This window comes from Flavobacterium soyangense (genome assembly GCF_015277675.1).
In the GTDB taxonomy this organism is placed as follows: Bacteria; Bacteroidota; Bacteroidia; order Flavobacteriales; family Flavobacteriaceae; genus Flavobacterium; species Flavobacterium soyangense.
This window is the reverse complement of record NZ_JADHEC010000047.1, coordinates 1-17,126: the sequence shown is the minus strand read 5'-3', so window position 1 is coordinate 17,126 and position 17,126 is coordinate 1. Positions and strand designations below refer to the sequence as shown.

Annotated in this window: 16 protein-coding genes; 7 read left to right on the top strand and 9 right to left on the bottom strand. The window is 33.7% G+C overall.

The window, feature by feature from the left end; all coding sequences use genetic code 11:
* Positions 1-311 precede the first annotated feature (311 nt).
* The 3 genes from IR213_RS14880 to IR213_RS14870 all read left to right on the top strand — a co-directional run bounded on the left by IR213_RS14880 (position 312) and on the right by IR213_RS14870 (position 3,608).
* A complete protein-coding gene (locus IR213_RS14880; protein ID WP_194313091.1) occupies positions 312-1,052 on the top strand; it encodes a carbon-nitrogen hydrolase family protein in 741 nt (246 codons plus the stop codon).
* A gap of 703 nt (positions 1,053-1,755) precedes the next feature.
* Entirely contained in the window at positions 1,756-2,079 is a 324-nt protein-coding gene (locus IR213_RS14875) for a hypothetical protein (RefSeq protein ID WP_194313090.1), read from the top strand.
* A gap of 818 nt (positions 2,080-2,897) precedes the next feature.
* Positions 2,898-3,608: a hypothetical protein gene (locus IR213_RS14870; protein ID WP_194313089.1), complete on the top strand. Its 711-nt coding sequence runs from the start codon at positions 2,898-2,900 to the stop codon at positions 3,606-3,608.
* 11 nt (positions 3,609-3,619) lie between these two features.
* On the opposite strand, the gene IR213_RS14865 is transcribed toward IR213_RS14870, so the two are convergent.
* The gene (locus IR213_RS14865) at positions 3,620-4,543 is read right to left on the bottom strand and encodes a LysR family transcriptional regulator (RefSeq protein ID WP_194313088.1); all 924 of its coding nucleotides are present in this window, start codon (positions 4,541-4,543) and stop codon (positions 3,620-3,622) included.
* 131 nt (positions 4,544-4,674) lie between these two features.
* On the opposite strand from IR213_RS14865, the gene IR213_RS14860 reads away from it, so the two are divergent.
* Together IR213_RS14860 and IR213_RS14855 are read left to right on the top strand one after the other, a co-directional pair.
* A complete protein-coding gene (locus IR213_RS14860; protein ID WP_194313087.1) occupies positions 4,675-4,968 on the top strand; it encodes a hypothetical protein in 294 nt (97 codons plus the stop codon).
* A 170-nt stretch (positions 4,969-5,138) separates the two neighbouring features.
* Positions 5,139-6,104 (top strand): sodium-dependent bicarbonate transport family permease, encoded by a 966-nt coding sequence (locus IR213_RS14855; RefSeq protein WP_194313086.1) that lies wholly within the window; start codon positions 5,139-5,141, stop codon positions 6,102-6,104.
* Between the two features lie 127 nt (positions 6,105-6,231).
* Here the strand turns inward: IR213_RS14855 and IR213_RS14850 are convergent, their stop codons facing one another.
* From IR213_RS14850 to IR213_RS14820, 7 genes are all read right to left on the bottom strand, one after another.
* Positions 6,232-7,485 (bottom strand): nucleoside permease, encoded by a 1,254-nt coding sequence (locus IR213_RS14850; RefSeq protein WP_194313085.1) that lies wholly within the window; start codon positions 7,483-7,485, stop codon positions 6,232-6,234.
* Between the two features lie 404 nt (positions 7,486-7,889).
* On the bottom strand, positions 7,890-8,534 hold the full coding sequence (gene pdxH, locus IR213_RS14845) for a pyridoxamine 5'-phosphate oxidase (RefSeq protein WP_194313084.1): 645 nt from the start codon (positions 8,532-8,534) through the stop codon (positions 7,890-7,892).
* A gap of 56 nt (positions 8,535-8,590) precedes the next feature.
* Positions 8,591-9,496, bottom strand: coding sequence for a ribonuclease Z (locus IR213_RS14840; protein ID WP_194313083.1), 906 nt, complete (start codon positions 9,494-9,496; stop codon positions 8,591-8,593).
* A gap of 94 nt (positions 9,497-9,590) precedes the next feature.
* Positions 9,591-9,923, bottom strand: coding sequence for a ribonuclease Z (locus IR213_RS14835; RefSeq protein ID WP_194313082.1), 333 nt, complete (start codon positions 9,921-9,923; stop codon positions 9,591-9,593).
* A gap of 71 nt (positions 9,924-9,994) precedes the next feature.
* Positions 9,995-10,921 (bottom strand): aspartate carbamoyltransferase catalytic subunit, encoded by a 927-nt coding sequence (locus IR213_RS14830; protein ID WP_194313081.1) that lies wholly within the window; start codon positions 10,919-10,921, stop codon positions 9,995-9,997.
* 7 nt (positions 10,922-10,928) lie between these two features.
* Positions 10,929-11,468 (bottom strand): bifunctional pyr operon transcriptional regulator/uracil phosphoribosyltransferase PyrR, encoded by a 540-nt coding sequence (gene pyrR / locus IR213_RS14825; RefSeq protein WP_194313080.1) that lies wholly within the window; start codon positions 11,466-11,468, stop codon positions 10,929-10,931.
* Positions 11,469-11,603: 135 nt separating this feature from the next.
* A complete protein-coding gene (locus IR213_RS14820; protein ID WP_194313079.1) occupies positions 11,604-13,220 on the bottom strand; it encodes an ABC-F family ATP-binding cassette domain-containing protein in 1,617 nt (538 codons plus the stop codon).
* Between the two features lie 203 nt (positions 13,221-13,423).
* Here IR213_RS14820 and IR213_RS14815 point away from each other — a divergent pair, with 203 nt between their 5' ends.
* Complete coding sequence (locus tag IR213_RS14815; protein WP_194313078.1) at positions 13,424-15,085, top strand: MFS transporter; 1,662 nt, start codon at positions 13,424-13,426, stop codon at positions 15,083-15,085.
* A gap of 117 nt (positions 15,086-15,202) precedes the next feature.
* Here the strand turns inward: IR213_RS14815 and IR213_RS14810 are convergent, their stop codons facing one another.
* On the bottom strand, positions 15,203-15,373 hold the full coding sequence (locus tag IR213_RS14810) for a hypothetical protein (RefSeq protein ID WP_194313077.1): 171 nt from the start codon (positions 15,371-15,373) through the stop codon (positions 15,203-15,205).
* A gap of 194 nt (positions 15,374-15,567) precedes the next feature.
* Here IR213_RS14810 and fumC point away from each other — a divergent pair, with 194 nt between their 5' ends.
* Positions 15,568-16,965 carry a class II fumarate hydratase gene (gene fumC, locus IR213_RS14805; RefSeq protein ID WP_194313076.1) on the top strand — a complete coding sequence of 466 codons (1,398 nt, stop codon included), beginning with the start codon at positions 15,568-15,570 and terminating at the stop codon, positions 16,963-16,965.
* The last annotated feature ends 161 nt before the right edge of the window (positions 16,966-17,126 follow it).

The window sequence follows — 17,126 nt, the reverse complement described above, 5'->3', positions numbered from 1 at the left end:
TTTTGGGACTATAAAAGCGATTTTTAAAGCTTTTTATGCCTTGTTTTATTTTAAGAATGAACAATCCGTTTTTCAACAAAGAATTTTAATTGTAGTTTAAATCACATATATTTACGCCCTGATTAACAAAATTGAGTTCGTTTTAGGGTTTTTAGACGAACTGACGTTGGGCAAAAGGCGCGAGCACCTTTTGCCCAATGGGCGCACCCTTCGCCCAACTCGACGCTTGAAGAAATCAAGCGACTTCGTCAAGCGCGCGCCCATTAGTGGCAATTTGACAAAAAGACATCATAAAAAAATAACAGACAAAAATGAAAATTTGTATCGGACAAACAAATCCTCAAAAAGGTGACATTGACAAAAATATTGAAATTCATAAACAATTTATTCAAGCTGCAATTGAGCAAAGTGCTGACATTATTGTATTTCCAGAGCTTTCACTAACAGGTTATGAACCAGATTTAGCAAAAGAAATAGCAACTACACAATCAGACAAAAGACTTTACACTTTTCAAAAATTGAGTGATAATCACAAAATCATTATTGGTTGTGGAATACCAACTAAAATAGAAAATAATCTATTTATAAGTATGATTATTTTTCAACCAAATAAAGAACGTATAACCTACTCAAAACAAAATTTATTCCCAAGCGAAACAGAAATTTTTAATGTTGGAAATGAATCTATTATTATTCCCTTTGATATTGAAAACATCATTGCACCTGCAATTTGTTATGATTTATCAGATCCAAAACATTCTGAAAATGCCAAACAGAATAATTCAAATATCTATATAGCTAGTGTTTTGAATTCAGTTAATGGCATTGACGAAGACATATATAAACTATCTAACATTGCCAAGAAACACAAGATGACTGTTTTTATGGCAAATTTTATTGGACAATCAGGCGGTTATGAATGTGCAGGAAAATCTTCAATATGGAATGACAGCGGTGAACTTATTGAGCAACTTGATAATAGTACAGAAGGGATACTTTTGTATAATACTAAAACAAAATTGACAACAAAAATAAAAATAAACTGCCACTAACAGCTAGAGTTTCGTTGCGTTCGTAGAACGAACAATGAAACTCGTGTTGAACGGAACCGATTGCATGCCGTAAACACTATGGAGTTATCGTAAAGTTTTGAGAGCTAATAACAAGAGGATTTAGAGTCCTCTTTTTTTTGGGAGTAGTTTGAGCTTGGTTTTCTCGTGTTTTGCTTCACTTTTTGGCATAAAATCCCAGCTGTGCGAAGTCTCCCGACTTCGTACCTCGCTGTACGAAGTCACCCGACTTCGTACCCACAACAAAATGCCACAATAACCAGCATAAATACTAAGAAATGCAAGATTTAAAACCAAACGAACAGCAATCTCAAAATGCAATTATCCCACTGGCGCTCGTTTGTCCACATTCCGGCTTCCTAATAGCTCCCCTAAAACCACAAAAAACCAGATAGCAAAGCTTCCAGCCTTCCAAAGGCTGGAAGCTTTATAAAACTAAAATCCTGACAAATTTCAAAAAAACCTTTCTTTTGGGTTTATCATATAAAATCGGTTTCCTAATGACTCCCTACGCTGTGCGAAGTCCTGCGCTGTGCGAAGTCTCCCGACTTCGTATCCCAGCTGTGCGAAGTATGCTGTTTTACAAGATTGCGAATTTTGTATTAAACTCAAATTTTGTTAATGATTTATTTATTGAAAATAGAAGTTCGATAGTTCCAAACTATATTTTTTAAATTTTAATTAAATGGAGAAAAAAGATATTTTAATAAATGATATTGATCAATTTGGAGTTGAATCAATAGAGCAATATAACAGAGATAAAGAAATAAATCAAGTGCAATATTTCAAATTGATTGAGCGCTTAGATGAGTTAAAAGTTGAAGACTTTCATTCACCAGAAAAGTTTGAATATTTTTTGAGATATTGGAACCAGCTGTGCGAAGTCTCCCGACTTCGTGCCCACACAGAATGCCGCAATAAAAACCCAGCTGTGCGAAGTCTCCCGACTTCGTACCCACAACAAAATGCCACAATAACCAGCATAAATACTAAGAAATGTAAGATTTAAAACCAAACGAACAGCGATCTCAAAATGCAATTATCCCACTGGTGCTCGTTTGTCCACATTCCGGCTTCCTAATGCCCCCCCCTAAAACCACAAAAAACCCAGATAGCAAAGCTTCCAGCCTTCCAAAGGCTGGAAGCTTTATAAAACTAAAATCCTGACAAATTTCAAAAAAACCTTTCTTTTGGGTTTATCATATAAAATCGGTTTCCTAATGACCCCAGCTGTGCGAAGTCACCCGACTTCGTACCCACAACAAAATGCCCCAGCTGTGCGAAGTCTCCCGACTTCGTACCCACAACAAAATGCCACAATAACCAGCATAAATACTAAGAAATGCAAGATTTAAAACCAAACGAACAGCGATCTCAAAATGCAATTATCCCACTGGCGCTCGTTTGTCCACATTCCGGCTTCCTAATGACTCCCCTAAAACCACAAAAAACCAGATAGCAAAGCTTCCAGCCTTCCAAAGGCTGGAAGCTTTATAAAACTAAAATCCTGACAAATTTCAAAAAAACCTTTCTTTTGGGTTTATCATATAAAATCGGTTTCCTAATGACTCCCCAACAACCACAAAAAAACTAAGAGATAATTACTATTGCCAATATTGATTGCAATTTCTGTTATTCTTTTTGACAGGTAAATTTCATTGGTTTTAAAAGCTTAGTTTTCGTAAAATCCAACATTAAATCGTATCTTTGATAGATTTAACTTTTTAGCAAACAGTTAGTTAATTTAATATCTTGCCTCTTAATTTTAATTTAGTAGACTTTTAATTATGGATAACAATGAAATTATTTTAATTAATAATTCAATTTATGAAGATCATTTATAAATACATTATTATATCTGTTGCACTTATTGTGTTTCTTACCTCATGCAATACATTGGAGAAGGCTTCCATGCACGGATTCAACAGTGGATATTACAAATTTGAATCGAAACCAAAAAGTGACCAAAACGTTTATGTAGATGTAACAGATGAAAAGATTGATGTATATCATGAAACAAAAAAACAGCCTGAAAAAAATGCATTTCTGACTATTCCCCTAAAACCTTCGGACAGTATTCTGGTTAGCCCTATAGTTTTTAAGAAAAAAAGTCTTGACATTGATATTACCGCGATTCTTTTAAAATATCGTCCATCTGTTTATGGATTGCCGGGACAAATGACTACAGACTTCAATATTGCTTTATATGCCGGATGGAGGCATGACAGTTACAATATAGTAAGCAGAATGAATCCTTTAGGCAAGAGTCACAATAAAATAAATAATCGAGGATATGATTTTGGCCTTTTTGCAGGACCCGGAGCTACCCTAATCAGTCCGTTTACCACGCAGAATAAAGTTACCGATGAATATAGTGGAATGATTATTCAAACAGGATTTGCAGGTTTTATAGAATCTAATATAGCCAGTTTTGGGATTGCTGTCGGATTTGATTCCCTGCTGAATTCTGATCGGGAAGTTTGGATTTACAATAAGAAGCTATGGGTAGGATTTATTGTGGGTATTGCATTAAACTAACCATCCTTTAACTAATATTCTTCATACCAGTTAAATTTATCTTGAACAATATGTTCTTTCTCTTTTTTTAAATATTCCAAAAAAGAGACACAAACGGGAGAATGATTTTTTCCTTTTAGCCAAATTAAACTCCAAATTGTTTTAATAGGCAGTCCTTGTACAGGAATTATTTGCAATTCATCATTATGTAATTCTCTTTTTATTCCTATCAATGGCATAATTGAATACCCTAATCCCGCCAATAAAGCTTGTTTGACAGCCTCATTGGTAGTAAGTTCCATTTTTTTTAGAACAGAAACATCATTTCGTTCGATAAAATTTTCCATAGTTTGTCTTGTGCCTGAGCCTTTTTCTCTAAAAATTAAAGGCAATTCTTTGAATATGTCTTTGGTTTTAATACCCTTTTCAAATTTTTTTGTGGTGTTGCCAACTAGATATAATTTATTTTGGAGTAGATCAAGTTTCTGAATATTTAGCTTAGTTGGCAAAATAGAAACCAGTGCAAAATCTACTTCATTGTTTTCTAAACTTTTCACTACTTTGTTTTTATTGGTAACGTCCATTAATAATTCTACTCCAGGATGTTGCCCCATAAAATCAGCCAAAAAATAAGGCATCACATATTTGCCGGTTGATACCACAGAAATTTTTAACTTACCTGTCAACTGACCTTTATAAGCAAATGTTTTGTTGTTGATGGCGTTTACTTGATTGATAATATTTTCTGCTGCTTCGGCGATTTCTCTCCCAAAATCTGTGATATATATCTTTCTGCCCACTACTTCGGTCAGGGGAATATCAAATTGGCCTTGAAAATTTTTAAGTTGAATAGATACAGCAGGTTGTGTCAAGTGTAACTCTTCAGAAGCCTTAGTTACGCTTTGCGTTTGTACGATTTTAAGAAATATCTGTAGTTGATTTAAAGTGTAGTTCATAAATTATTTTAATGGATTACATTACAAATATAAATAAAAACTAATAAATAATAATTCACAACTTTGCAATGTCAAATTAAAAATAAGCGGAAAGTCTGCAAATTTTAAACTAATAATAAAAAACTATGGTAATGAACAGTAGTAAGACAATAACCTTAATAGATGGACATTTTTCATCTGATGATGCATTTGAATTATTAAGAAATTTGTATTCAAGTAAAATACAGTTCCATCAACTGAAAAATTTTAGTTCTATGGAACGATTTGGAAAAGAAGACAAGATGGCTATGGAAAGAATTCCGAAATTAAAGGAAAGTCTAGAATCTATTTTAACCTTAATGAAAGAAGAAACAATAGGAGAAAGTATGATTGAAATAAAATCAGTGGTAAACATTAGTTTTTGTAAAATTAGTAGCACAGAATAATAGTAGAAACACCATTGCCCATAAAAGAGCTAAAAGCTAAATTTTAAAAGAATTGTAAAGCTAAGGTAAAACAAAAATAGTGGGAGCCATATAATATCAGAAACCGTCAAATTAGATTTTACTGACTAACTTTATAAAATTTTAATTAAACAATTTAAAAAAATAAACAAATGAACTTCAATTTACTTCTAGAAAATCTAACTAATCCTGCACTATTATTCTTTGTGCTAGGCATTATCGCAGTTTATTTAAAAAGCGATTTAGAAATTCCACCTAACTCATCAAAATTTATCTCTCTATATTTATTGTTCGCTATAGGTTTTAAGGGTGGTCAAGAATTATCACACGAAGCATTTACAAGTGAAATTGGATGGTCAATGCTATTTGGTATTGGTATTTCATTACTAATACCTTTCTATACCTTCTTTATTCTAAAAAGAAAATTAAATGTGTTTGATTCTAGTGCCATAGCGGCGGCTTATGGCTCAGTAAGCGCAGTAACCTTTGTAACAGCAGTTTCTTATCTCGAATCGCAACAACTAACTCTTCATGGTCATATGGTAGCCATTATGGCTTTGATGGAATCTCCAGCCATAATAATTAGCTTAGTTTTATTAACAATTTTTAACAAAGAAGGCATTTCTAAAAACATTAAAATTCCAGAAGTAATAAAACATTCATTAACTAATGGCAGTGTTTTACTTATACTCGGCAGTTTAGTTATCGGTTTCTTGGCAAGTGCTAAGCAAGCTGAAGGAATCAAGCCATTTACAAACGATTTATTTAAAGGATTTCTTGCTATTTTCCTTTTAGATATGGGCATAACAAGTGGTAGAAAGCTTAAATCGTTTTTTTCTTTTGGATTATTTCCATTTCTATTTGCAATAATAATCCCATTAGTTAATGGTTGTGTGTTTGCGATGTTAAGTTCTTTAGTAACAACAGATATTACAAATAGATTTATGTTTGCCATTTTAGCTGCAAGTGCATCATATATAGCCGTTCCTGCTGCAATGAAAATAACGGTACCACAATCTAATCCGGGTCTTTATTTACCAATGGCACTTGCTGTTACTTTCCCTATTAATATTACGGTGGGGATGCCATTATATTTTCTAATTGTCCAGCATTTTTAATTAATTAAGACATTTTATTTTACATATTTTTTTCAAAGCTTTCAGTTTCCTATGTTGGAAGCTTTCTAAAACTAAAAAACCCGATAAATCTCAAAAACTTATCGGGTTTAAAATATAAAAAAATTCACTAATGACTTATTTTTTCCATTTCATCAGGATTGTGTTTGTACTTAAATAAAATTGCAAAAGCTATCGCAATTACCAAAGCGTAACCCGCAAAACTTAACCATATACTGTGCCAGTCTCTAACGCCATTGTGGGTAAAGAATTTATCTATTGCCCAACCAGAAGTAAAACTGCCTAATACCGCTCCCACTCCATTTGTCATCATCATAAACAACCCTTGTGCAGAAGATCGATTTTTAGAATCCGTATTTGTTTCAACAAATAATGAACCAGAAATATTAAAGAAATCAAATGCCATTCCGTAAACAATACACGACATAATAATCATCCACAAACCACCATTTGGATTACCAAAAGCAAACAAACCAAAGCGTAAAACCCAAGCAAACATTGATATTAACATTACTTGCTTAATACCGAAACGTCTTAAGAAAAAAGGAATTGCCAAGATAAAAAGCGTTTCAGAAATTTGAGAAATGGACAATATTATTGTGGAATATTTTACTACAAATGAATCCGAATATTCAGGTATGTTTTTAAATTCATCTAAAAAAACATCGCCATATGCATTTGTAAGTTGTAATGCACCACCTAAAAACATAGAAAAAATAAAGAATAATGCCATTTTATAATTAGCAAATAGTTTAAAGGATTCTAGGCCTAGAGTTTCCCCCAACGAGGCATTTTCTTTTATTAATCGTTGTGGTTTACATTTTGGTAAAGTAAAAGCGTAAATACCCAAAATTAGTGCTGCAATTCCAGCAATATAAAATTGATAGGCAGTTGCTTTATTGCCTGTTAAATTTGTAATCCACATAGCAACAATAAAACCAACGGTACCCCAAACTCGAATGGGCGGATAATCCTTAACAATGTCTTTATTATTCAATTTAAGTGCTGTAAATGAAATAGAATTACTCAAAGCAATCGTTGGCATATAAAAACACATTGCCAATAGCATTACATAAATGAAATTAGTTGGAGTTGTAACTTGTGGCAAACAAAACAAGACTGTAGCATATAAAATATGTAAAATTCCATACAATTTTTCTGCATTTATCCATCTGTCGGCAATTATTCCTGTTAGAGTCGGCATAAATAAAGATGTAACTCCCATTGTTCCGAAAACTAAGCCAAATTGTGTCCCGTCCCAACTTTTAGTCCCAAACCAGAAATTTGCAATTGTAATTAGCCAAGCTCCCCAAACAAAGAATTGAAGGAAACTCATCAAGGTTAGCCGATACTTAATATTCATAATAATTTTAGCTTTAATTTAAAAAATCACTTATTTATTTCGTAAATCTAACAATAAATTAAGGTTTTTAAATTAAATTTAAGAATTATTTAAATAAAAAAACCGCTTCTAGGGAAAGCGGTTTTTCTAACTAATTAATTAACAACAAAATCCTCAATTATTATTTTGTATAAAGTAGGTTAAGTTTTTAAAGTAGATTGTGGGGCAAACTTTTTAAATTCTTTCTAATTGATACTGTTGTTATAATTTTATTGAGTAAATATATAACAATTACCGATTAAATAACAAATAAAATCGACTAAATACACAATAAAAAGTAATTTACATATAATTTTCTTACAAATAAATTAAAATATAGCTATGATTAAATTATGACCTAATAAAATACTAAGTAAATTGCAATTTTAGGGTGCAAGTCGGTCAATTTTCCAAGAATAATCCTCTTGCAAATGATAGCGAATTCTATCGTGTAATCTATTTGGTCTTCCTTGCCAAAATTCAACTTCTACTGGACGAACTAAAAATCCACCCCAAAATTTTGGTCTTGGAATTTCTTTTCCTTCGAAATCTTTTTCCAATTGTTTTAAACCTTCTTCCAAAACAGTTCTGGAAGGAATTATCTCGCTTTGATTAGAAACAATGGCTCCTAATTTGCTTCCGGTTGGTCTGGATTCAAAATAACCATCGGAAATATTCTCCGAAGTTTTCTCCGCAACTCCTTTAATAATAACTTGTCGTTCGAGTGAAGACCAAAAAAAGGAAAGGCAAACATTAGGATTATTGGCAATAGCCCTACCCTTTTCGGAATTGTAATTAGTGTAAAAAATAAACCCTTCGTAGGTAAATTGTTTTAAGAGTAGAACACGAGCTTTTGGAAAACCGTCCAAACCAAAAGTAGAAACTGTCATTGCATTAACTTCATCATCGCCTCCAAAATCTTCTACTTCATGAAACCATTTATTGAATAAATTAATTGGATCTTCCGGAATATTAGTTTCCAAAAGTTCATTTTTATCATAAGATTTTCTGTAATCGCTTAAATCTTCCATTGCTTTATTTTATTCTTGAATTGCAAAAATACTCAAACTAATTTTTATTTATTAAATCAAAACTCAAATGATTTTCCATCATCGGCTAAAAGAATGTTAGGAAAAATAGTTTCGGCTTGTTCTTTAAAGAGTTCGATACTGTCGTATCGTGTAGAATAATGTCCCATTATCAATTGCTTGACATTTGCTTTCAAAGCAATAGTTGCGGCTTCTTTGGCTGTGGAATGCATCGTTTTTCCTGCCAAAACTTCTTCTGAATCCAAAAAAGTGGATTCGTGATACAAAACATCGACTTCTTTGATATATGGAATAATGCTTTCATCATAAACCGTGTCCGAACAAAACGCATAACTCTTAACCGGAATTGGATCAAAAGTCAATTTATGGTTCTCGATAACTCGTCCATCATCTAATATGATGTCTTTTCCGTTTTTTATTTTTTGGTAATAACATTTATCAATTTCATAGTTTTGAACGGCATTCATATCTAATTTTCTGTCGCCTACTTTTTCCTGAAATAAAAAACCATTGGTGTAAACCCTATGTTTTAAAGGGATTGTTTTGACTATTACTTTATCATCTTCAAAAACAATTTCACTTTCTTTAGATTCTAATTCGTGAAAAAGCAACCCATAATTAGGCCAGGAATTCGATAATCGCAATTGCAGATTAATAATTTCCTTGATTCCTTTTGGACCATAAATATGCAAGTCGGTTATTCGATTGAGCAACATAAATGTAGAAACCAAGCCCACCAAACCAAAAAAGTGATCTCCGTGCAAATGGGAAATAAAAACATGATTGATTCTCGAAAACCTGATTTTGTTTTTGCGCAACTGCACTTGAGTTCCCTCGCCACAATCAATTAGAAACAACCTGTTTTTGATTTCTAAAACCTGTGAAGTGGGATTCGTAAAAGTTCTTGGAGTTGCTGCATAACAGCCGAGGATGGTTAAGTTCAAAATTAAAATTTATTCGGTTAATCGGTTATTTGGTTAATCGTTAAAGGTCCTATGAATTCGATTAAACAATTAAACGAATAAACAATTAACCTATTTAAAATCCTAAATCTCTTTCTATTTCCTCCATCTCAATAATATCGTGGGCTTCTTGAATTGACCGAACCACAGCGAGTTTATCTGAAACGGCATTATGGTCAAGGTCAGAAGTAACTATAACAAATGATTTTTTGGCCTTTTTGTGAATTTTTGAAAGTGGCATAAATCCATTAATTGCTGCCACTGAAAGGTTTTTATGCTTTCTAATATCAATAATAATATTATATTTTTCAAAAGTTTTATACTCATGGGTCACTTTCATCAAATATGAAGCCAAATCACCTTGAGTATCTTTTATACAAATAGTATGTCCTTTTTGATCTACTTTCATTGTGTTGAAAATTTAAACATAGCTAATTTACAAAGAAAATTTGGGTTATTTTAAATCCGAAGGTTCGAATATTACTGAATTTTTGAAGCCAACAAATAAATTACTGCCATCCGAATCGCAACTCCATTTTCAACCTGATTCAAAATCACCGATTGTTTAGAATCGGCAACATCCGATGTTATTTCCACACCACGATTAATGGGTCCCGGGTGCATAATTATGATTTCCTTGTTTAGTGAATCCAGCAAGGTTTTGTCCAATCCATATTGCTGGGCATATTCCCTAGTCGAAGGAAAAAAATTCACGTCCATTCTCTCGTTTTGAACACGCAACATATTGGCTACGTCACACCATTCTAGCGCCTTGCGTAAATTAGGCTCTACCGTAACTCCAAGTGATTCAATATATCTTGGAATCAATGTTTTTGGACCACAAACTTTAACTTGAGCACCTTGCATTTGCAAAGCGTAAATATTGGAAAGTGCTACTCTGGAATGCAAAATATCGCCTACGATTACCACTTTTTTTCCTGCTACATCGCCCAGTTTTTCTCTGATGGAATAACTGTCCAATAAAGCTTGCGTTGGGTGTTCGTGTGCTCCGTCTCCTGCGTTTACAATGCTTGCTTTTACGTTTTGGGACAAGAAATGAGCCGCACCAGGATTAGAATGTCGCATTACCACCATATCCACTTTCATCGAAAGAATATTATTTACGGTATCAATAAGGGTTTCCCCTTTTTTTACTGATGATTGCGCTGCTGAAAAGCTAATAACGTCAGCCGATAAACGTTTTTGTGCTAATTCAAAAGAGAGTTTGGTTCTGGTGCTATTTTCGAAGAAAATGTTAGCGATCGTGATATCTCTAAGTGAAGGTACTTTTTTTATGGGACGATTTATAACTTCTTTAAAATGATCGGCGGTTTCAAAAATAAGGTCAATATCTTGCTTGTTGATATATTTAATTCCCAATAAATGATTTACACTTAACTCGCTCATTTTACTCTTATTTATTAATTAAATAAACGGCATCTTCACCGTCTTGTTCTTTCCAACATACCTTAACTTTTTCATCATTAATGGCATCAACCTGTCGACCACGATAATCGGGCTGAATAGGCAAATGACGGCTAAAACGTCGGTCAATAAGTACCAATAACTCTATTTCGGATGGTCTTCCAAAGGATTGAATCGCTGTCAAAGCGGATCGAATACTTCGACCTGTATATAAGACATCGTCTATGAAAACGACTTTTTTATTTTCGACGATAAAATCTATTTGGGTTCTATTTGCTTCCAATGGTTTGTTGGTTCTGCGGAAATCATCTCTAAAGAAAGTGATGTCTAAATATCCCAAAGCAATGTTTGGAATTTTATATTCTTTTTCCAACAAATCTTTTAATCGCTCCGCTAAGAAAGTACCACGTGGTTGAATTCCAATCAAAATTGTATCCGAAAAATCAAGATGTTTTTCGATTAACTGACAGGCCAAACGGTGCAGAATGATATTGACTTCCTTTGAAGTGAGCAATATTTTTTGACTCATAATGAAGTGTTGTTTGGGATGTAAAGATATACTATTTTTTGAAATTTATAATTTGCTTTCTGCATAAAATTCGCAAAAAAAATCCCGTTACAATGTAACGGGAAGTTATAAATTTAATTTCGTAAGTCTAAAATATTACGAATACATTTTTGTTCTTAATTCTTGAACGCTTTCGTTATCAAGATATTCATCAAAAGTCATATAACGATCGATTGCTCCGTTTGGCGTTAATTCGATAACTCTATTGGCCACAGTTTGCGAAAACTCGTGATCGTGAGTGGTAAAAATCACTGAACCTTTAAAGTTTTTAAGTGAATTGTTAAATGCCGTAATCGACTCTAAATCCAAGTGATTTGTAGGTTCGTCTAGCATCAAAACATTGGCACGTTGCATCATCATTCGAGACAACATACATCTCACTTTTTCGCCTCCAGATAAAACTCGACAGGTTTTCAAGGCTTCTTCTCCAGAGAAAATCATTTTTCCCAAGAAACTGCGAATATTAACTTCGTCACGTTCTTCTTCGGTTTTTACCCATTGGCGCAACCAGTCTACAAGAGAATCATCACTTTCGAAAAAAGAATGATTTTCGGCAGGTAAATACGCTTGAATTGTGGTAACTCCCCAATCAAAAGTTCCAGAATCTGGTTTTTGATTTCCGTTAAGGATTTCATAAAAAGCGGTTGTTGCACGAGAATCTTTCGAAAAAAGAACGATTTTATCGCCTTTAGCCATATTCAAATCAACACCTTTAAATAAAACATCACCTTCTATGGAAGCACTTAGGTTTTGAACGTTCAAAATCTGATCTCCCGCTTCACGCTCTTGGTCAAAAATGATTGCAGGATAACGACGGCTTGATGGTTTTATCTCGGAAATATTCAACTTTGAAATCATCTTTTTACGAGATGTAGCTTGCTTTGATTTGGCCACATTCGCAGAAAAACGTCGGATAAACTCTTCTAATTCTTGTTTCTTTTCCTCGGCTTTTTTGTTTTGTTGTGCACGTTGTTTGGCCGCTAATTGACTGGATTCATACCAAAAAGTATAATTTCCTGAATAATGGTTTATTTTGCTGAAATCAATATCCGAAATATGGGTACAAACAGCATCTAAAAAGTGTCTGTCGTGAGAAACTACAATTACTGTGTTTTCATAATTGGCTAAGAAATTTTCTAACCAAGCAATGGTTTCAAAATCCAAATCATTCGTAGGCTCATCCATAATAAGCAAATCAGGATTTCCAAAAAGCGCTTGCGCCAAAAGCACACGAACTTTTATTTTCCCTTCTAAATCGCCCATTAAAGTGTAATGGTTTTCTTCGGTAATTCCAAGATTGGAAAGCATAGAAGCTGCATCAGACTCGGCATTCCAGCCATTTAATTCTTCGAATTGCACTTGCAACTCCCCTATTCTGTCTGCATTTTCATCAGAATAATCTAAATACAAAGCATCCATTTCGGTTTTAATTTTATACAAAACCTTGTTGCCCATCATCACCGTTTCCAGAACTGTATGTTGGTCAAACATGTTGTGGTTTTGGTTTAAAACCGACATCCGTTTTCCGGGTTCCAAGTGAATGTTCCCTGATGTAGGATCCATATCACCAGCTATTATTTTAAGAAAAGTAGATTTTCCAGCTCCGTTTGCACCAATAACTCCGTAAATATTACCGTTTGTAAAGACCGTATTTACTTCGTCAAACAAAATTCTTTTGCCAAACTGAACTGATAAATTATTGATAGATAACATAAATTGTATTTTATAAAATTTTTGCAAAAGTACTAAAAAATAGTGGGTTTTAAAATAGGGATTATCGGATCGTTACTTTTTAGAATAAATATATTTAACAATATTTGTTACAATTTATTTTTTTTTAATTCACTTTCCCTATATATTTACTGTCTTGCAATACAAATATATAATCACATTAAACTATTAACCAATTTAAAATTATGAATTCAGAACAAACAAAGTCTAACAATTCTGCGCTTTATACGCTTATTACAGTATTTTTCTTTTGGGGATTTATCGGAGCTTCAAATGGAGTATTTATCCCATTTTGTAAAGCCAAATTTGGCTTAGATCAATTTCAAAGCCAGCTAATTGATTTCGCTTTTTATGGAGCATATTACATAGGTGCATTATTTCTATTTATTTTAAGCAGTTCATTAAAAAAAGACATTCTTAACGATTGGGGATTCAAAAAGGGCATTATTAATGGGCTTCTTATAAGTACTATTGGCGCAATCTTTATGATTTTTGCAGTTACACAAGGTAGTTATGCCTTAATCCTTGCTGCATTATTTGTAGTGGCACTAGGTTTTTCATTACAACAAACCTCCGCACAACCATTTGCTGCCTCTTTAGGTGAGCCACATTCTGCTTCAAGCAGATTAAATTTGGCCGGTGGAATTAATTCATTAGGAACTACAATTGGACCAATAGTTGTTTCTTTTGCTTTATTCGGTGTAGTAACTGGTGTAGATATCACTGAGTTTGCAAAAAAACCAGAATCTTTAGATTCTATGAGAATCCTTTATTTATGTGTTGGTGGCTTATTTTTATTGGCTGCAGCCTTATTTTATTTTTCAAAAAAACTGCCAGCTGGTAAAAGTGATTCAACATTTGAATCTGCCAACAAAGCACAAACTACATTAATAGTCATAACTGTTATTTTAATAGCAATTTTTGGTTATATTTTTTCACGCTATGAAGACCCCAATTTTATTGAACAATTTATCACTAATAAAGGTAAAGATTACTTAGGATTAGGTTTGTCATTTTCTACATTAGTTGTAGTAGTTTTTGGTTTATTATTTGCAAATAAATCTGCTCAAAAAAATTCAGAAGGTTGGGGAGCTATGAGATACCCTCAATTAGTTTTGGGTATGTTGGCACTTTTTACTTATGTTGGAGTAGAAGTAACAATAGGAAGTAATCTAGGGGAATTATTAAAAACAGCAGATTTTGGTAAAATTACAGGTGCAGCATTGGCTCCATTTATGTCAATGTATTGGGGAAGCTTAATGATTGGTCGCTGGGCAGGTGCTATCTCAGTTTTCAATCCATCTTCTCAACTTAAAAAAATACTTCTTATCGCTGTTCCCTATTTAGCATTTGGAGTAGTTTTAGCGGCAAATGCAATCTCAGGTCAAGATGTAACTCCATTGTACGCTTATGCTTTTGTAATAGTTTTTCAAATCGCAGGTTTCTTTTTAGGAAAAGATCATCCATCAAGAACACTATTGATTTTTGGTATTATGGGAATGGCAGCTATGCTAATAGGATTATTTACAACAGGCATCATAGCTACATTTGCATTTCTTAGCGGTGGCTTATTTCTAAGTATTATGTGGCCTTCAATTTTCTCACTTGCAATTGCTGGATTAGGAAAATATACATCTCAAGGTTCCGCCTTTTTAGTAATGATGATTTTAGGTGGTGGTATTATCCCACCATTACAAGGAAAATTATCTGATATTATTGGTATACATAATTCTTATTTTGTACCTGTTTTGTGTTTTGGTTTCATTGCTTTTTACGGCTGGTATGTTTTTGAAATACTTAAAAAACAAGGAATTGCCAATGAAATTGAGATTGGTGGAGGTCACTAATAATAACTTAATATCAAAAAAGAGGATGCCCCCATTATATTAGGAGACATCCTCTCTTCTAAATATCTAAAAAAAAGGATTCGTTTTCACGAATCCTTTTTTTATTTGACAATCAATCTAAACTGATTGTTCTGCTTTCTTTTTTGCTTTTCTTTCTTTATAAGCTTCCCAAGTAGCACCTCCAACCCAATAGGACACGAAACCAACTAAGAAAAACATTAACCAAAACCCTATTGTAAGGACGGTTAAGAAAAGTAAAAAACCTAAATACTGTGTAAAATCAAACATTTTTTCCGGAATTTTTGAATGTAGCCACAAATGTATGTTTTATATTTTTTCTTACCAATAAATAGTTGATAATATTTTTTTTTAAAAGCACAGTAATCACTAAATTTGGGTAATAATTTTACGACTTTTTCTTAAAATATGTTAGAAAAATTAAATGACTTAAAAATAAATATACTTCACAAATAAATAACAAAATGAAATACAGGATAGAAAAAGATACTATGGGTGAAGTGCAAGTTCCTGCCTACAAGTATTGGGGAGCACAAACGGAACGTTCCAGAAACAACTTCAAAATTGGACCATCCGCTTCAATGCCAAAAGAAATCATCGAAGGTTTTGCCTATTTAAAAAAAGCAGCGGCTTACGCCAATTGTGATTTAGGAGTGCTGACTATCGAAAAACGGGATGCTATTGCTGTAGTTTGCGACGAAATCCTTGCTGAAAAACTAGCCGATGAATTTCCGCTCGTGATTTGGCAAACAGGTTCGGGAACGCAAAGCAATATGAACGTCAATGAAGTCATTGCTAATCGTGCCCATGTATTAAAAGGATTTGCTATTGGCGAAGGCGAACAATATATCAAAGCCAATGACGATGTAAACAAATCTCAATCTTCTAATGACACATTCCCAACAGGAATGCACATTGCAGCTTACAAAGCTGTTGTGGAAACCACAATTCCCGGTGTCGAAAAATTAAGAGAAACATTAGTAGCAAAAGCAGCCGAATTTAATAATGTTGTAAAAATTGGTCGTACCCATTTAATGGATGCCACTCCATTAACATTAGGACAAGAAATTTCAGGATATGCGGCGCAATTGAGTTATGGCTTGAAGGCCGTTAAAAATACCTTGGCACACTTATCCGAAGTGGCTTTGGGAGGAACAGCCGTGGGAACGGGATTGAATACACCTGCTGGCTACGATGTAAAAGTAGCCGAATATATTGCCAAATTCACGGGACATCCTTTTGTAACCGCTCCCAACAAATTCGAAGCTTTGGCGGCTCATGATGCTATTGTGGAAACTCACGGAGCATTAAAACAATTAGCGGTTTCATTAAATAAAATCGCAAATGATGTTCGTATGCTGGCTTCTGGACCACGTTCAGGAATTGGTGAAATCATCATTCCGGAAAACGAACCGGGTTCCTCCATTATGCCGGGAAAAGTGAACCCAACGCAATGCGAAGCTTTGACGATGGTTTGCGCGCAAGTAATGGGAAATGACGTGGCGATTGCTGTTGGAGGCATGCAAGGTCATTATGAATTGAACGTTTTCAAACCCTTGATGGCGGCCAACTTCCTGCAATCGGCACGATTGTTGGGCGATGCCTGTCTTTCTTTTGACGAACATTGCGCCAGCGGAATCGAACCCAACTACAAACGTATCGAAGAATTGGTCAACAATTCCTTGATGCTAGTTACCGCTTTGAATACTAAAATTGGCTATTATAAATCAGCTGAAATTGCTCAAACAGCACACAAAAACGGAACTACTTTAAAAGAAGAAGCTGTTCGTTTGGGTTATGTTTCTCCAGAAGATTTTGATGCTTGGGTAAAACCAGAGAATATGGTGGGAAGCTTGAAATAGTTATAAATTTCGATTTATAAAAATAGAAAACCATTAGTCGCAACGAGGGCGCTGAAAAAGTCTTTTCAGTAATAAATTGTTTATGAATGGTTATAAAAAGGAGTAGAAAACGTATTTTCTCTACTCCTTTTTTCGTATATTTAGCTGTAATTATAAGGCTT

What these genes read in the sequence shown, in the direction of transcription:
- IR213_RS14830 (WP_194313081.1), bottom strand. Translation starts at nt 10,921, where the DNA reads ATGAGCGAGTTAAGTGTAAATCATTTATTGGGAATTAAATATATCAAC.
- IR213_RS14870 (WP_194313089.1), top strand. Translation starts at nt 2,898, where the DNA reads ATGAAGATCATTTATAAATACATTATTATATCTGTTGCACTTATTGTG.
- IR213_RS14815 (WP_194313078.1), top strand. Translation starts at nt 13,424, where the DNA reads ATGAATTCAGAACAAACAAAGTCTAACAATTCTGCGCTTTATACGCTT.
- IR213_RS14810 (WP_194313077.1), bottom strand. Translation starts at nt 15,373, where the DNA reads ATGTTTGATTTTACACAGTATTTAGGTTTTTTACTTTTCTTAACCGTC.
- IR213_RS14860 (WP_194313087.1), top strand. Translation starts at nt 4,675, where the DNA reads ATGAACAGTAGTAAGACAATAACCTTAATAGATGGACATTTTTCATCT.
- IR213_RS14855 (WP_194313086.1), top strand. Translation starts at nt 5,139, where the DNA reads ATGAACTTCAATTTACTTCTAGAAAATCTAACTAATCCTGCACTATTA.
- fumC (WP_194313076.1), top strand. Translation starts at nt 15,568, where the DNA reads ATGAAATACAGGATAGAAAAAGATACTATGGGTGAAGTGCAAGTTCCT.
- IR213_RS14865 (WP_194313088.1), bottom strand. Translation starts at nt 4,543, where the DNA reads ATGAACTACACTTTAAATCAACTACAGATATTTCTTAAAATCGTACAA.
- IR213_RS14880 (WP_194313091.1), top strand. Translation starts at nt 312, where the DNA reads ATGAAAATTTGTATCGGACAAACAAATCCTCAAAAAGGTGACATTGAC.
- IR213_RS14850 (WP_194313085.1), bottom strand. Translation starts at nt 7,485, where the DNA reads ATGAATATTAAGTATCGGCTAACCTTGATGAGTTTCCTTCAATTCTTT.
- IR213_RS14875 (WP_194313090.1), top strand. Translation starts at nt 1,756, where the DNA reads ATGGAGAAAAAAGATATTTTAATAAATGATATTGATCAATTTGGAGTT.
- IR213_RS14835 (WP_194313082.1), bottom strand. Translation starts at nt 9,923, where the DNA reads ATGAAAGTAGATCAAAAAGGACATACTATTTGTATAAAAGATACTCAA.
- pdxH (WP_194313084.1), bottom strand. Translation starts at nt 8,534, where the DNA reads ATGGAAGATTTAAGCGATTACAGAAAATCTTATGATAAAAATGAACTT.
- IR213_RS14820 (WP_194313079.1), bottom strand. Translation starts at nt 13,220, where the DNA reads ATGTTATCTATCAATAATTTATCAGTTCAGTTTGGCAAAAGAATTTTG.
- pyrR (WP_194313080.1), bottom strand. Translation starts at nt 11,468, where the DNA reads ATGAGTCAAAAAATATTGCTCACTTCAAAGGAAGTCAATATCATTCTG.